This window comes from Ruegeria sp. CDSC021, assembly GCF_059610845.1.
The window spans coordinates 47770-62908 of the sequence record NZ_JBXWOK010000017.1 but is presented as its reverse complement, the minus strand read 5'-3'; the positions used below and the strand labels follow the sequence as shown (position 1 = coordinate 62908).

Here is a 15139-nt window from a genome sequence, read left to right as displayed (position 1 = left end):
CAAAGGTATTCCTCTCGGCCATCGCTCTCGCTGCTACAGTCCTATTCTGGCTGTAAATCAATGAGTCTGGAGCCTAGTCGTACGTTCCCAACCAAGTTTTCTTTTGGCTCGACCACATTTACTTGCTTCGGAACTTAGTCGGTGTCATTCCGGTTTGACCTCGGAAAAAGCGAGTGAAATGGGACTTGTCGGAATAGCCGAGCATCAGACCAATCTCCGCAATTGTCATCTGGTCTTCTTTGAGGTGCTCTTTGGCGACATCGACACGCAGCCGTTTGATTTCACGGGGTAGCGTTGTGCCTTGTCGCTGAAGCGCTTTCAGAAACCGTTCCGGTTGTATTCCCAGCATTCCAGCCACCATCTCAGGTCCCAAATCGGTTTCATCTAGTTTGTCGCGTAAGACAGAGCGCAAAGCTGCCACCACGGTTACTTCTTCCTCTTGTTGAGGTGAAGCTATGGGCTTGGCAGAGCCCTCAGAGACATGGTGCAAAAACAACCATCCCACAGGAAAACTAATTTGCATTCCGGGATCAGTCCCAAGGCCAACCTCGATCCCTTTGTAGTCGATAGGCAGCCCATTGATGTATCTGCTTTCCCATCGCACACGCGAAGAATCCCAAGAATCTCCGACGACGGTCTGCAATAGGCGTACATAGATTGCGGCACCAAAACCGGTCACCTGAATGGGTGGGACAGTTGGTTCCTGTTGCCTCTCGATACGATAAGTCGCCTTGTCTGCTTCAATCACAAGGCTGTGCCGCACAGAATTGGACTCCTGCGGTACGAGCCCAACAAAGCGGGTAAAAAACTCGAATAACGTTTTCGTAGATTGCAAGGCTTGAGCGAAGGGCGGCCATCCTTGTAGGTCAAACGCCTCCCCTACATTCAGTCCTAGGTATCGATCTCCTGATACTTCTGAGAAGGCATTCACCAATCCGTAGACCAGCTCTGAGTGAACGAACACGGATGGGTCAGACAACAGTTCGGCTTTCAATCCGACCTGGTCCAATGCTGGTTGCGGATTGATCTTGCGTTCGGTGAGATATTGCAAAAACGGAGCGGCTAAGGAGAGGCGAATAAAGCCCTCGCTATGCTCTTGAGAGGCGGAGTTGAAAGGCAAGCTCGTCACCCTTGTGATGATTAATATTTGTATTCAGTGGCCATTTTTACGAACACATTCGAACATGCTAATTCAAAAGTGGCAACCGAGGAAAAGTTTTCCGGACTACAGTTGGCAAAACATGAATATGAAGGGAGTACTTATGTCCGGTCTACGAATGTCGCTTTGCTCGACCGTAATTGTCGCTGCAGGTCTTTCTTTTTCAGCATCCGCGCAGGCTCAGGATCAAGAAGAACCCCAAACGTTGTTTACCAACGTGCATATCTTCGATGGCGTGAATGAACAGCGTATCGAGAATGCCAGCGTATTGGTCGAGGGCAACCTGATTAAGTCCGTATCGACCGATGCGATCGATGCCCCCAATGCTACAGTCATTGACGGAGAGGGGCGGACACTGACACCCGGGTTTATTGAACTACACGCACATCTCATGCTGATGGGGCCGACCTTGCCTGCGATGGAGGCCAACACGACCTGGGAGGACTTTGCCATACACGGTGCGCGGATGGCCGAGATGTATTTGATGCAGGGTTTCACCACTGTCCGGGATGCTGGTGGCGCTAATGGCGGACTACGTAGGGCGATTGACTCGGGGCAAATCGAGGGCCCTCGTTACTATCCATCTGGGGCGTTTATCGGAACACGCGGTGGTCACGCTGACTTCGCGAATTTCACAGCACCACCTGGTTCGGAGACAAACATGGGTCGGCTGAACATGGCTCAGGAGGTCAGTGGTGTTGATGACGTCTATAAATTCGCACGTAACAACTTTCGTATGGGCGCGACGCAATTGAAATTCATGCAATCCGGTGGTGTCGTGTCGGCATTCGACCCTTGGCAATTGCTGGCCGGGTCGCCCGAAGAAATCAGAGCCGCCGTGCAGGTCGCGAATGAATATGGCAGCTATGTCATGGCGCATTCCTATCGTAAGGAAGCTATCCTGAGTGCGCTCGACGCAGGTGTTATGTCAATCGAACATGGTTTTTCTTTTGACTGCGAAATTGCCGAAGTCATGAACGAGAAGGGTGCGTACATTACAACAAACCTAACGGCATTTGACCCCGGCCTTCTCGACATTCCAGCTGTGGCGAATGTTCCGGCGAGCCTTGCCAAGGCAAAGTCTGCCTCGGCCACATTTGCAGGCTATATCGACAATATGAAAGAATGCCCGGTGAAGCGGGGTTTCCAGACAGACTGTGTTGGTTCGGTAGAGGCGTGCAATATCCAGATTGCCTACGAAAAACACTTAAACAATGATTTTTTCGGCCCCTACACGTCAATGGTCACGTTGACATCGACGGGTGGCGAGGTAGTCGCTCTATCAGGAGACTTTATGAACCCTTATACCGCAGGAAAACTGGGTGTGATCGAGGAAGGCGCCTATGCAGACATCCTGCTGATCGATGGTAACCCCCTCGAAGACTTCTCGGTCGTTGGCACGGGTGATCAGTGGTTTGGTGCCGATCCGAGGCCGGAAAGCCCTGAAACGATCCGGCTTATCATGAAGGACGGTGTGATATACAAAAATACACTGAATTGACCCCAAAACTCGACTGGAGAGTATTCATGTTCCTTTGGTTTCGTTCCGTCTTGCTCGCGGGTTTGGTCTGTTACGGTCATTCCGCCATGGCAACGCCAGGAGCAGCGCTGGATTGGGCAGACCTCCCGGACCCATCTGTGCAGGTCTTTGAGGATCCCTATCGGGAGCTCAGCCCCGAACAGTTCGACGACGTCCTATTCGTTGTGCGGATGCGTGGCAGGCTGCAGCAAGACACTGGCAGCGCGGAAGAAAGACTGAATTGGCAGGAGCTTCTGACCGAGACCGAGGATGCCTTGGCGGGAGTTGGCGTTGATGTCGATTGGCTGCTCGATCAAAGAGAGCTTGTGAAAGAACGGCGAAGAAAGGCAGGAACAAACGGAAATCCGCAATTCGACGGTCAAACAATAACAATCGCGGGCTTTGCCATCCCGGGCCCGAGCGATCCAGACGGGCGATCTGTGGCGTATCTAGTGCCAGAACGAGGAATGTGTAGCCACATGCCCCCGCCCCAACCCAATCAAATGATTCGCGTGCGGTTGAATGGCGACTGGACGCCCAGCTATTTCCACGAACCCGTTCGGCTGACGGGCACGCTGACTATCGATCCCACTGTTCAGAATATGATGGTTGTGGACGGCCTCATGCCTATGAGTGCGACATTCCAGTTGGAGACGGAACGTGTCGAAACTCTGGAAACCGAAGCAGACAGGCTGGAATGGAAGCAGCGTGCCGCTGATCGTATCCGAGCGGCGGGCAATCGCAAGACCGGCGGGGCAAAAGCGTCTGAATGATAAGACTTCTCGTTGTCGTACTGAGTATTGTCTTTGCCGGCGCGGCGTCGGCTCAAGGTCTGTCCGGGCCCTCTTCGGTCGAAGCTGATCTTGAGCCCGGAGATGGACTGACCGATCCACAATATCGTTCCGATTTTCCGCGCAATACCGCACCGGGTTGGTTTCAGTGGAAAGACCGACTGGCGGAGAATGGGTTTCGGTTCAACATTGATTACTTGGCATTGGGCCAAACCACGAACGCGGATCTGGGGGAGGGCGAAGCTGCCAGCGGAATTGCGCGGTTCTATGGCAGTTGGCAGGCGACTGAACAGGGGTCTTTGACATTCAAGATCGAAGACCGGCACAACTATACCGATGTTGCCCCACAGTTTCTTGGTCTGGATGGTGGAGCCCTTTCGATCACGGGAACAGCCTTCAACGATAATGGTTTGCTATTGACCAACCTGTTCTGGACCCAAAGGGCCGAGAACGGTTCGTGGACGCTGCAAGTCGGCCAGATTGATGTAACGGACTTTGTGGACATTTATGGGTTGGTAAGCCCATACAGTGGTTTCCAAAACCTGTCTTTCAATACCAACCCGACAATCAACGCACCCAACCAAGGCCTTGGCATTGCGGGCGGGATAAAGCTGAGCAAGAACCTCTACGCTGTCGCGAGCGTCTCAGACGCAAACGCCGACCCGTCTGATCCAAACTTTGATGTGTTTAGCGACGGCAATCTCTTCAAATCACTCGAACTTGGTTACACCTCTGGCTTTGATCGCATTTACTTCGACAATATCCATCTGACCCTCTGGCATGCGGATGCGGCTGACGATGGTAGCCGTCCAGAAGATTACGGTGCCGCGTTCTCAGCAGCATGGTTTATTGACAATAAGTGGATGCCGTTCTTCCGGGCAGGGGCCTCAAAAGGGGCAGCAGCACTCTATGATCGGTCCGTTTCTGCGGGTATTGGCTACTACGGTCGCAATACCGATTTGGCCGGGTTGGGCCTGAACTGGGCCGAGGCAAGAGGCATAGATGGCGATCAGTTCACACTCGAAGCATTCTACCGTTTTTCAATCGCACCCGGACTGCAGATCACGCCATCGGTACAATTCATTTCCGACCCGCTTCTAAATCCCGATCAGGACCGGATTACCCTGTTCGGTCTAAGAACCCGGATCGTTTTCTAATGCGGGGTGAATGCAATAGGTAAGTGGCAGTGCCAAAGGGCGACTAAGTGAGATCAACAGGACTTAGCAAAGCCCGCTTTCTGCGCGTTGCCACCGTTAGCGCGGACTGCAGCACCCGCTAGCTTTGGGCTCGTTGTGGACATCGGAGGCAGCGCAGTATCTGCTGGGCCTCGCCAACTACCCAAATCATGGCCGGCCCAAACCAGCCGTTTGCCTCACCACTCGACGCTGCAGCGCAGCCTGCGCATTGCTGCCGTTCGTGCACCTTGCAGCATTGTCGAATAGCGGGTGACGGCAAACCACAACATAGCCGTCAAATTCTCGGGATACTCTGCCACAGTTAGGATCTTTCTTTCGGCCAATAATCCTGAAGCAAACCTATGGCTGTGCGCCCTGCTTCCAGCGCTCGGTCTGCCTCTTCTTCTGATTCCGTCAGACGAGCCAGGGTAATCGTGCCCATCAAGAGCGCCATCGCAGCTAAGCCCTGACCCGAACCGGTTTCCGACGTGTCCTGCAAAAGGGCCGCCATGCGATCTAACGCCTGTGCGCCCACTTGATGGGGCGCGCCCGTTGTGCGGGCAAGCTCTGTTCCCATCGCCGCCAACGGGCATCCGTTCCGACTATCTTGAGCGTGAGCTTGGGAAAGATACTTGGCTATGTAGCCTTGGCGCTCCTTCTTTCGCCCTTCGCTGGTTTCTTCGCGCTCCATGTCGGAAACCACATCGTCGACTGCGTGCCAGAAGGCTGCCGCGATCAAATCTTCTTTCGACTCGAAATGTCGGTAGAAACCGCCATGTGTCATTCCGGCTGCCTTCATGACGTCCGCGAGGCTAGTCGCTTCGATACCGCGCTCGCGGAACAACTGCGCTGCGGCATCCAATATCCTCTTGTGACTGCGTTGTTTTTCCGCTTCCGACATTCTCGGCATTTTCCGCTCCCAGACGGGGTTGACATTTAAGATTACATGTACCATCTAAAATATAGATTGCAAGTATCATCTAAAGGAGTGTGCCCGTGCCTGCCAAGCCCAAGATCCTCGTCACAAGCGCAAGCGGTAAGACCGGGCTGCAAGTCGCGCTTCAGCTCAAAGCAAAAGCTTACCCTGTCCGTGCGTTCATACGGCGGAGAGATCATCGTTCTGACCTACTTGAGCGCGCTGGTGCTGAATTGTTCGTGGGTGACCAGTATTCCCTGAGCGACATGCGCAACGCCATGAATGGCGTGCAGCGGGCTTATCAATGCGCCCCGACGGCACCCAACGGGCTGCACTTCAACGCGGTATTTACTGCTGCGGCTTACCAATCAAAGATTGAACACGTCGCTACACTTAGCCAATGGCTGTCCAGCGTGGATCACCCATCCCTGTTTACACGCGAAGTCTATCTGGGCGACATCCTGATCGGCATGCGTCCCGAGATGTCTGTGACCACGGTGAATGTCGGCTGGTTTGCCGAAAACTACCTGATGGTACTGGGCATGGCGGCCCATCTTGGGCAGTTCACGATGCCGCTCGGCGACGGCGACATGAAGAAGAATGCAGCCCCCTCAAACGAAGACATTGCCCGCGTGGTTGTCGGTGCCTTGACGGATCCGGCACACCATGCAGGCAAGACTTATCGTCCCACGGGCCCAACGCTGTTGTCACCCAACGAGATCGCTGAAGCAATGGGCCGTGCGCTGGGGCGGCGTGTTCGCTACGCCGACATTTCCGAGCGTATGATGGTCAAGGCGCTGAAAGCCCTTCGCCCAGCAAACTATTCGGAAGCGGCAGTCACCCAGCTTGCAATCTATTCAGAAGAGTACCGGCGAGGCACCTTCGCGGTGAACGCCCCAACCGAAGACGTGTTCCAAGTCAGCGGGCACGAACCTGAAGCCTTCGAAAGCATTGTACGGCGCAAGGTCGCTGAACAACCCGACCTGGTGCGCAGCCTGTCCCGCAGCATAGGCGCGATCGGCATCTTCCTGAAGATTCTCACGACGCGCCCGTTCGATCTTGATCACGCTCAGAAGCAGCGAGACTACGTGCAGCTCTCATCCGCTTCGTTCTGTCAGGACAATGCGGCCTGGACGGAAAAGCACCAACCCAAGGACGTACAAACCGAACCGAAGCGTGTTGCCTGAGACCGCAAACGACGAAGGATTGTCCCCCAAGACGAAAGGACCTCTGAATGAACATTCAGGACGAACTTATCACTCGAAACCAAGAATTCGCGGCGGGCTTTGACAGTGCTAACCTGCCGATCCTGCCAAAGTTGCGAACGGTTGTTCTGACCTGCGGCGATGCCCGGGTCGATCCCGCGCACATCCTCGGACTGGAGCTTGGTGATGCGGTTGTAATCCGGAACAATGGCGGAAGGGTTACACGCGCCGCAATCGAAGAAATCGCTACTCTCGCCTTTCTGGTGAGCGCTATGACGGAGGGTCGGGAACAGGGTTTCAACGTAATCCTGATGCAGCACACACAATGTGGAGCCCAGCGGCTGTCCAATCCAGACTTTCAGGACGCGCTGCTGAAAAAGCTTGGGATAGATGTGTCCGAGTACGCGATCACGGATCAGGAAAGCGACCTTTTCGCAGACATCAAGCGCCTAGCGGTAGCACCGGAGGTACCGGACGCAATCACCGTCTCAGCCTTGCTTTATGATGTCGCCACTGGAACAGCCCACGAGATTGCTCCGGCCGCATCATTGGGTGCGATCCGGGCCGAGTTGAGCGTATCGCAAACTGCGGCTCGAGGGTGAAGGTCTGCCTACCCCCAATTCACGTAAACAAACGCATATCGAAAGGACCGATCAGATGACGCCCACAGTGATATTCCTTCTTCAGTTCGCGATGAGTCTCTTTGTCTTTGCTCTGATCGCGGCGTGGTACGTTGCACCCTGGCTTGCAAGGCTGTCGGCGGCGGCGGCGCTCTCAATCCTGCTGTTGCCACATGCTTTCCGACACATCGGAATGAGCTTCATGGTACCAAATCTCAACAACGGAGGGTTGCCCGAGGCGTTCGCAACCAGCGCCAGCTATGGCGATCTACTTTCGGCGTTTCTGGCAATCGCCGCGCTTATCTCTTTGCGATGGAGATCAGTGGTTGCCCTTCCGTTGGTGTGGGGTTTCAACATCCTTGGTACTGTCGATCTGGTGAACGCCTTGCGCCAAGCCGAGGCAATTAACTACTTTGGCCCCACTTGGTTCATTCCAACATTCTTTGTCCCGGTACTTTTGGTCACACATGTGATGATCTTTGCACGGCTGTTGAAGGCAGATTGGCCCAAGACAGCGTCGGCATGACAGAACAAATGTGCTTCTCAGGCAGGCAGTGCTGCTGCCTGCCCCACTGAGTCTCACGGCCCATACCGGACGCTCGACATGCCCCTAGATTGCTGCAACTACAGCCCGCTTTTCAGACATTCGCTGTGTTTGCCAGCCGTTCGGACAAATTAGGGCATGCGTACTGGCAGCCCATAGGTTCACAGGAGACCCGAGAAAATGTAGGTTCCTTATGAATAGAAAGGGAAAAGGGCGTAGATCAGGATGGCACGACAGCTCCAAAACAAAGGTGACAAGACCTTTTTAGTTTATGCCGGTACTGGCACCGACCTGATATTCAATCATGGACTTGAGCTACCCGGATTTGCCTCGTTTCCATTGCTCGAACAGCCTGACACTAGAGCGATACTTGCCGGTCAGATGCAGGCTCTTGTCGATCTAGCTAGCGAAATGAATGTCGGTTGTATTCTTGATGCGCCCACATGGATGGCGAACGCCGACCGGGCGGCACCTTTGGGGTACGATGCAGAACGGCTTGTAGAGGTGAACAATGATGCAGTCAGTCTAGTGGAAGACGTGCGCCGGGCCGCCGCTCGCGAAGATGTATTGGTATCGGCCTGTATAGGCCCACGCTTTGATCCTTACGCCGACATCCCGCCGATATCCGTCGAAGATGCACGGCAATACCACGCCGCTCAAATGCACAGCCTGAAAGGCACAACTGTCGACCTCGTCACCGCCTATACATTCAACCGTCCAAGTGAGGCAACAGGATGCATCCTCGCCGCCCGAGATGCTGGTTTGCCGATCGTCATGTCTCTGGTTGTTGAGACAGATGGGTGCCTGGCGGACGGAACCAAACTTGTGGACGCAATTGAGCAGATCGATGGAGAATCGGAAAAGGCGGCAATGTTCTTTATGGTCAATTGCGCTCATCCGACCCATTTCGCTGGAGCGCTTGGCAACCACCCGAGGCTGAGAGGTGTGGTGGCGAACGCTTCAAGTTGCTCTCATACGGAACTTGACGAAACAGATGAACTGGACGAAGGCGATCCCGTTGAACTTGGTCAGCAAATTGCCAAGATTGCTCGGAACAATCCGTTGGTCCAAGTATTCGGAGGGTGCTGCGGAACCGACATGCGTCATCTAAAATCGATTGCCAGCGAGCTCGCGTAGCTAACCTACTTCCGGCCCAAACCGGTCACTAGACCGAGGGTCGAAATGCCGCGTTTGCAGCCCGCTTTCCAGACCTTCGCTGCAGGAGCATATCGGTGTCTTAGGTTATGACGGGAATGCGGACAAAGCAGGCATTCGAAGACTGGTCTCGCGACCCACAAGTCAACTATGGTCGGAGTTCATCTTGCGATAGTCAGAGGGCGCCAGTCCCGTCAAATTCCTAAATGCGCGGCTGAAATTGTTTGCGGTTTCATATCCTAGCATGGAGGAGATACTGGAGACTGTCTCGCGCGTATCCGTTAGGAGTTCCTCGGCCCTTGCTACCCTAACATCGTTGACGATTTCGCGAAAACGAACCCCTTCGCTTGCTAACTTCCGTTGTAGTGTGCGAACGCCAAGATCGAGCGAACGCGCGGTGGCATCAATCGACATTTCCTCCCGATGAATTTGTTGCCAAACCACCTCTTCGACTTGTCCTCGAAGTGTTTGGGGGGGGCCGCCCAATCGTTCACGAGAAATATCTCCGACAGTTGTCGAGCCGCCGCTAAGTTTTTTGGGCGTGGCTTCGGCTCGCAAAGTCGATGCATCAAACTCAACCCCAAGCCGGGTGGCGTTCCAGATTACAGGACAAGCGTAGGTGTCTTCTGCCTCGACAAATCCAGGAACCTTCGGGAAGTCCAAGAGCACGGCCGATGGCTTCCAGTCGTTTCCTAAATACGCGCGGAATATGCTCAGAAAAACCCCAACGGCCGAGAAACCGATGTCCGGATACGCGAAATGCGAGCGAAGTCCAAAACGATAACAGTAACGCGCGCTACTGCCCGTAGTTTCAAGCCACGCGCGATCCGCGGACGAATGAAATGGCATGACGGCAGAAGCTCGTATTAGCGCTGCCCCCAGCATTGGAGCAGAAAGAACGTAGCTCCCCCAGGCGCCGTAATCAGCGACGGTGAGATACGGTGACCACAACAATCCGATGTTTTGTTGTCCCGCGGATCGTGCGGCTTCGTGCACAAAGGTCGCCAAGGCATGCTCCGAGATGTAACCGCCTCTTTCCTCAATGAAGTGAACAGGAAGATCGGCCGAGTCAAAAGCACGCAACAGGCGCCTTTCCCCTGCGGCCTCAAGCACAAACTGGGGCATCGCGCCCAAGGCCTTGGCCGAAATCATCGGTGGTAGGTTCAATCCGTCAACCCGCTTGTTTGCCCGCGTGTCGTGAAATGATACGCATCGGCTGAACGGATGTGCAAGCTTTCCCTAAACAGCAGGGAGCATTGCAATATGAAAATACTTCGGCCATTACACGGCGGTTTTTCGATGCATTTTTTGGGAATGGTGCTCGGCGCAGGTATTTCTGCTTCACCAGTTTTCTCCCAGTCCTTCAACGACACGGGCGACATCCTTGCACGATCAGCCGAGGTCGAGGACATCGAGTACAAGATCATGGTGCAGCGCGCCACTCAGACGGCCATCTGGGGAATGCCCGCCGCTGGTATGATCGATTTTCTGAAGGGCATTCGCCGCGACCTCGGTGGCGACTACAACGACATCATTTATCTCAACAAGCCGTTCGATTCCAAACATGGGTTTATTACGGCTAACGATGTTACGGCCTATGCTTGGGCTTCAATGACCTCCGAACCCGGTCCCCTTGTCATTGAAGTGCCCGCAGCTACCGACAAGGTGAACTACTTCGGTACAATCGTGAATGCTTGGGATGTTCCTATCGTGGACGTTGGTCCCGATGGTTTCGATGAAGGTGCCGGCGGCAAGTACCTCATGCTACCCCCAGGCTACGAAGGGGATATGTCCCTAGAGGAATTAACTGAGGCGGGATACCTTCCCTTTGAAACAGATACCTACGAGTATGGTTTTTCGTTCCGGCCAAAACTGACGAATGGCGGAACGGACGCCGATGCGGCCGACTACGCTCAGACAATAAAGGTCTACTATTTGTCTGAGGCCGACAATCCACCGCCAAACAACTATTTCGAAGCGTCCGAAGTCCCGTACGACTCGCTTCCTTACTACAACGAGACCTTCTTTCAGGACTTGAACGATTACGTTCAAAACAACCCGATACGTCCACAAGACAAGGTTATGGTGAATTTTTTGAAAGATCTCGGGATCGAAAAGGGAAAGCCTTTCGAGCCAAGTGAACTTCAGATGCAGGCAATGAACGAGGGCTTGCTGCTCGCATATGCCTCGATGCAGAATTACTTTGTGACGCCTGGGAAAGCCATGATCCCACTTTGGGTCGACGATAGCGGCGAGATGAGGAGCCAGTGGCTGATTTGGGACTTCGCCGAAGGTCAACCGGAGGCTGGTTTCCCGTATGAGACAGAGACCGAAGTCCTTGTGGATGCGCGTGCGGGCGGCAGTTATTTCTGGATTACATACCTGCCGAAACAACTGGGCGGAGGTACATTTTATCTGACAGGTCTGCGCGACAGCGACGGAGAAATGTACGATCACAATCAGACCTATAGACTGAACGTCCCAGCGGACACACCTGCCGACGATTTTTGGTCCGTGATTGTTTATTCGATGGAGACCAAGAGCTTCATTCGGAACGTTGATCCTGTCGGTTTGTCCGAGCGCGACACTGATGCGATGCAGGCTAATGAAGACGGCTCCTACGACATTTTTTTTGGCCCAGAGGCTCCGGACGGAAAGGAAAGCAACTGGATACCAACCACAGAGCCGTACTTCCTGTTATTCCGCCTTTACGGGCCGCAAGACGGCTGGTTGGAAAGTGGCTGGATGTTGGGAGATCTCGAAAAAGTAAACTGACCACAAAACCAAAAAAACCAATGGAGGTAATAGTGAAAGCAAAGTCAGTTGCCTTGCTGTTCGCACTAGTAGTCGGATCGCAATCTACAGCCCAAGAGTTCAAAGCCGACGTGCCTGACAATATTCTAACTCCAGACCGAGTCGAGACCCAGACGCTTGGTGATCTTGAATTCTTCGATGGTATGCCATCGCCCGAGACGGTGGAGAAGGTCTTCGATAACCTTGATCTGATTAGGGCTACGACGGCGTTCTTAGATGGTATGAAAATCGCTTCGCTTCGGGCTATGTTTCAGGGGTACGAGGACTTAGGCGTCAATCCTAATGACGTCGTGATTGCAGAAGACCTGCTGGACGCGCGATCCATCTGGCTGACGCCCAATACCACCACAATCTACATTGGTTCGAATGTCGATATCTCTGATGGCCCGATGGTGATTGAGGTTCCGGCAGGTCTGCTTGGGTTGCTGGATGATGCCGCATTTGACTACGTGACGGATATCGGGGCGCTCGGCGCGGATAAGGGAGAAGGCGGCAAATACCTACTCTTGCACAACGATGATGAAACGCCGGTGCCCGACGGGTTCTTCGAGCTTCGCACCAAGACAAACGAGCACTGGTTGTTGCTGAGACGCTCACCGGACGCAGACGGAGATACAGCTGGGCCCGTTGCCGAGATCAAGGCGGGTCTGAATGTATATCCGCTTAGTGAAGCAGATAATCCACCCGCGGAAACTTTCCTGAATATCTCAGGCGTCCAACACAACACCGTTCACGCGAACAACGAAGACTTTTTTGAAGAGATCCACGTCGCGCTCGAAAACAATCCAATTGGTGCGTTCAGTCCGGAAATTGTAGGAACGTTTGCTTCCATAGGGATCAGGAAGGGCGAGCCCTTCGAACCCGATGCCCGTATGCAGGCCATTTTCAAGGAGGCGGCAGCGATAGCAAACGCCACGGCGCGAGCGATTACGTATGCCTCGCGCGATCCGGGAGTTTTCTTTTATGAAGACCGGCAATGGAACTCACCGTTTCAACGTCAGAGCTATCTGTTTCTTGAGGATGGTGCACGCATACTCGATGACCGTTCATACTTTTTCTATATGGCGACGGGCATAACGCCTGCGATGACCTCGCCACCGGTCGGTACGGGGTCTGTCTATGCGATGACGGCGCGAGACAACAACGGACAGTACCTGGATGGCTCAAAAACCTACAAGGTAACTCTCCCGGCACCCGTTCCCGCGAAAAACTTTGCGTCGTTTATGTTGTATAGCGGACAGACACGGTCGATCCTTGAAACTGACCTGGAATCCGGTGGTATCGACTCTAATCGACCGGGGATAAAGCCGAATGAGGATGGGAGTACCAGCATCTATTTTGGCCCAGAAGCCCCAGAAGGTTGGGAGAACAACTGGACGCAAACCATGCCCGGGCAAAGCTTCAACGTGATGATGCGCCTCTACGGACCGCTCGAGCCTTGGTTCGACAAGACCTGGCGTCCTGGTGATCTGGAACTGGTAGAATAAAGCGACAGCCGCGACTATCGGGCGACGCTACTTTTTGGCGTCGTCTTGCATTTTCTTCGGTGTCGGTTTTGGGCTCAGAGCGGACCTCGGAGGCAGCGCGGCATCATCCTCAGTTGAGCCGCAGATATAGGATAAGTCTGTCCGGGGAAGGGGGAACTGCGCTCAAACTCCGATTTGCGCAACAAAGGCCATCTACCTGATCAAAAAGGCGACGAGCAGCGAAAGTCCAATCCGAATATTCAGTCTGCGGTGACGATACCCTGGAGAAAGTCGTCAAAGATGGCGTTCACCACGATATGGATTTTTGGGCGATCTATCTTGTCTGGATGGAGACCGCCGTTGGTTACGAAGCAACCAACGGCAGATATCTAAAGCAGGCGGGTCGCCATACCACCGTCAACGGCGACCGGAGAACCCGTCACGAAGCTTGCCCGGTCTGACAGAAGGAACAATGCAGATTGGGCAATCTCCTTTGGCTCCGCCATGCGTTTCAGGGGATGCAAGTTGGCAATAAAGTCGTGCGTCGCAGGATCATCGCCGGCCATGTCAGTTTTAGTACCACCCGGCAAAATAGTGTTGATACGGACCCTCTTGGCCGCATGATCAGATGCCAAAGACTGTACGAGCCCAATCAGTCCAGCCTTTGATGCGGCATAAGCCCCCATGCCGGGCATTCCCCCATTGCTGACACCAACAAAAGTTCCGGTGAATACAATAGACCCGCCACCGCGTTCCTCCATTGCCGGAATCTGCGCTTTGGCCGCAAAAAATGCACTGTTGAGGTTTGTAGCAAGAACCGACTGCCAGTTGCCGGACTCCATTTCGTGAATTGGACCCATCTCGCCCATAATGCCCGCATTGTTAAATGCGCCATCAAGGCCGCCAAACTGCCGTTTCGCCAGATCAACAAGATCCCTGGAATATGTTTCGTCCGTCACGTCGCCCGCAAGGTAAACGGCGCGCCCGTTGCTTTGGGTAATCTGCCCGACGAGTGTGTTTAGCTGAGCTTCCCTGCGGGCACCTAACACAACATTCGCCCCTTCCGAGGCAAACAGAAGCGCTGCTGCAGCACCGATTCCGCTGCTCGCGCCGGTAATGATGATGGTTTTGTCTTTAAGTTCCATGGTCATGCCTTTTTGAAATTACATGCCAATCACCTAAGGAATGATGCGAGTGAATCGCGACCCGGTTCTTGCGGGTGTTGAGCTACTTGAGGTGAAAGCGCAAGAAACGGATCAATTGGTTGACCTCAAACGGGAGCCGCCGTTCGTTCGCGGTAGCGAAATCACTTTATTGGGATCAGTACCAACGCTGTTGCAAGTGCAATATCTCCTTAATAAACTGTTCGCTTTGCACTCGCGGCCAAGGCCAGCTCTCCGCCCTTCAAGTCGGAAAGCTGGAATAACACCATACGCTCAAAGGTGGGCTATAAGGTGGATAGAAATACAGATACCCGCCTTAAGTGATTGAAAAATATAATAATATTATGGAAATTTGGTGCCCAGGAGAGGACTCGAACCTCCACGTCCATACGGACACTAGCACCTGAAGCTAGCGCGTCTACCAATTCCGCCACCTGGGCAGGTGTCGTGGAGGGGCGTTTAAGCCTACTGGCGGAAGGCGTCAACCGGATTCGGAAAGTTTTTTGAAAGTTTTTTAACCACTGCTTTCAACCGTCTGTGCCGCGTTGCTTTTTCGTGGCTGCGCGGCGTTATTGCGCCTTGTTTGAAAGGGCATTGGGCGGTAGATCGGAT

At 53.8% G+C, this 15139-nt stretch carries 13 protein-coding genes and 1 tRNA gene; 9 read left to right on the top strand and 5 right to left on the bottom strand.

What is annotated here, in order from left to right:
- Window positions 1–118: 118 nt before the first annotated feature.
- The gene (locus tag AC2FGB_RS18985) at window positions 119–1120 is read right to left on the bottom strand and encodes an AraC family transcriptional regulator (RefSeq protein ID WP_271951637.1); all 1002 of its coding nucleotides are present in this window, start codon (window positions 1118–1120) and stop codon (window positions 119–121) included.
- Between AC2FGB_RS18985 and AC2FGB_RS18980 the strand changes: the two genes are divergently transcribed.
- The 3 genes from AC2FGB_RS18980 (at window position 1110) to AC2FGB_RS18970 (ending at window position 4626) form a co-directional block, all read left to right on the top strand.
- Window positions 1110–2660 (top strand): amidohydrolase family protein, encoded by a 1551-nt coding sequence (locus AC2FGB_RS18980; RefSeq protein WP_496694640.1) that lies wholly within the window; start codon window positions 1110–1112, stop codon window positions 2658–2660. The two genes, AC2FGB_RS18985 and AC2FGB_RS18980, sit on opposite strands and share 11 nt — an antisense overlap.
- A gap of 86 nt (window positions 2661–2746) precedes the next feature.
- Window positions 2747–3451, top strand: a complete 705-nt coding sequence (locus AC2FGB_RS18975; RefSeq protein ID WP_246097354.1) for a DUF3299 domain-containing protein — start codon at window positions 2747–2749, stop codon at window positions 3449–3451.
- On the top strand, window positions 3448–4626 hold the full coding sequence (locus AC2FGB_RS18970) for a carbohydrate porin (protein ID WP_496694638.1): 1179 nt from the start codon (window positions 3448–3450) through the stop codon (window positions 4624–4626). The genes AC2FGB_RS18975 and AC2FGB_RS18970 overlap by 4 nt, the downstream gene beginning before the upstream one ends.
- A gap of 340 nt (window positions 4627–4966) precedes the next feature.
- Here the strand turns inward: AC2FGB_RS18970 and AC2FGB_RS18965 are convergent, their stop codons facing one another.
- Window positions 4967–5554 carry a TetR/AcrR family transcriptional regulator gene (locus AC2FGB_RS18965; protein WP_496694637.1) on the bottom strand — a complete coding sequence of 196 codons (588 nt, stop codon included), beginning with the start codon at window positions 5552–5554 and terminating at the stop codon, window positions 4967–4969.
- Between the two features lie 86 nt (window positions 5555–5640).
- On the opposite strand from AC2FGB_RS18965, the gene AC2FGB_RS18960 reads away from it, so the two are divergent.
- The 4 genes from AC2FGB_RS18960 to AC2FGB_RS18945 all read left to right on the top strand — a co-directional run bounded on the left by AC2FGB_RS18960 (window position 5641) and on the right by AC2FGB_RS18945 (window position 9066).
- A complete protein-coding gene (locus AC2FGB_RS18960; protein ID WP_496694636.1) occupies window positions 5641–6747 on the top strand; it encodes an NmrA family NAD(P)-binding protein in 1107 nt (368 codons plus the stop codon).
- A 47-nt stretch (window positions 6748–6794) separates the two neighbouring features.
- Window positions 6795–7367: a carbonic anhydrase gene (locus AC2FGB_RS18955; RefSeq protein WP_496694635.1), complete on the top strand. Its 573-nt coding sequence runs from the start codon at window positions 6795–6797 to the stop codon at window positions 7365–7367.
- Window positions 7368–7422: 55 nt separating this feature from the next.
- Window positions 7423–7911, top strand: a complete 489-nt coding sequence (locus AC2FGB_RS18950; RefSeq protein WP_496694634.1) for a DUF8737 domain-containing protein — start codon at window positions 7423–7425, stop codon at window positions 7909–7911.
- A 243-nt stretch (window positions 7912–8154) separates the two neighbouring features.
- Entirely contained in the window at window positions 8155–9066 is a 912-nt protein-coding gene (locus AC2FGB_RS18945) for a homocysteine S-methyltransferase family protein (protein WP_496694633.1), read from the top strand.
- 162 nt (window positions 9067–9228) lie between these two features.
- On the opposite strand, the gene AC2FGB_RS18940 is transcribed toward AC2FGB_RS18945, so the two are convergent.
- The gene (locus AC2FGB_RS18940) at window positions 9229–10251 is read right to left on the bottom strand and encodes a helix-turn-helix domain-containing protein (RefSeq protein WP_496694632.1); all 1023 of its coding nucleotides are present in this window, start codon (window positions 10249–10251) and stop codon (window positions 9229–9231) included.
- Window positions 10252–10347: 96 nt separating this feature from the next.
- Between AC2FGB_RS18940 and AC2FGB_RS18935 the strand changes: the two genes are divergently transcribed.
- Both AC2FGB_RS18935 and AC2FGB_RS18930 read left to right on the top strand, forming a co-directional pair.
- On the top strand, window positions 10348–11859 hold the full coding sequence (locus tag AC2FGB_RS18935) for a DUF1214 domain-containing protein (protein ID WP_496694631.1): 1512 nt from the start codon (window positions 10348–10350) through the stop codon (window positions 11857–11859).
- A gap of 32 nt (window positions 11860–11891) precedes the next feature.
- Complete coding sequence (locus tag AC2FGB_RS18930; protein ID WP_496694630.1) at window positions 11892–13385, top strand: DUF1254 domain-containing protein; 1494 nt, start codon at window positions 11892–11894, stop codon at window positions 13383–13385.
- A gap of 368 nt (window positions 13386–13753) precedes the next feature.
- On the opposite strand, the gene AC2FGB_RS18925 is transcribed toward AC2FGB_RS18930, so the two are convergent.
- Together AC2FGB_RS18925 and AC2FGB_RS18920 are read right to left on the bottom strand one after the other, a co-directional pair.
- Complete coding sequence (locus AC2FGB_RS18925; protein WP_496690580.1) at window positions 13754–14509, bottom strand: SDR family oxidoreductase; 756 nt, start codon at window positions 14507–14509, stop codon at window positions 13754–13756.
- Between the two features lie 371 nt (window positions 14510–14880).
- A tRNA-Leu gene (locus AC2FGB_RS18920) sits at window positions 14881–14967 on the bottom strand.
- Window positions 14968–15139 lie beyond the last annotated feature (172 nt).

Coding starts and splice junctions, on each gene's coding strand:
- AC2FGB_RS18975 (WP_246097354.1), top strand. CDS start 2,747: ATGGCAACGCCAGGAGCAGCGCTGGATTGGGCAGACCTCCCGGACCCA.
- AC2FGB_RS18965 (WP_496694637.1), bottom strand. CDS start 5,554: ATGCCGAGAATGTCGGAAGCGGAAAAACAACGCAGTCACAAGAGGATA.
- AC2FGB_RS18955 (WP_496694635.1), top strand. CDS start 6,795: ATGAACATTCAGGACGAACTTATCACTCGAAACCAAGAATTCGCGGCG.
- AC2FGB_RS18935 (WP_496694631.1), top strand. CDS start 10,348: ATGAAAATACTTCGGCCATTACACGGCGGTTTTTCGATGCATTTTTTG.
- AC2FGB_RS18945 (WP_496694633.1), top strand. CDS start 8,155: ATGGCACGACAGCTCCAAAACAAAGGTGACAAGACCTTTTTAGTTTAT.
- AC2FGB_RS18925 (WP_496690580.1), bottom strand. CDS start 14,509: ATGGAACTTAAAGACAAAACCATCATCATTACCGGCGCGAGCAGCGGA.
- AC2FGB_RS18970 (WP_496694638.1), top strand. CDS start 3,448: ATGATAAGACTTCTCGTTGTCGTACTGAGTATTGTCTTTGCCGGCGCG.
- AC2FGB_RS18950 (WP_496694634.1), top strand. CDS start 7,423: ATGACGCCCACAGTGATATTCCTTCTTCAGTTCGCGATGAGTCTCTTT.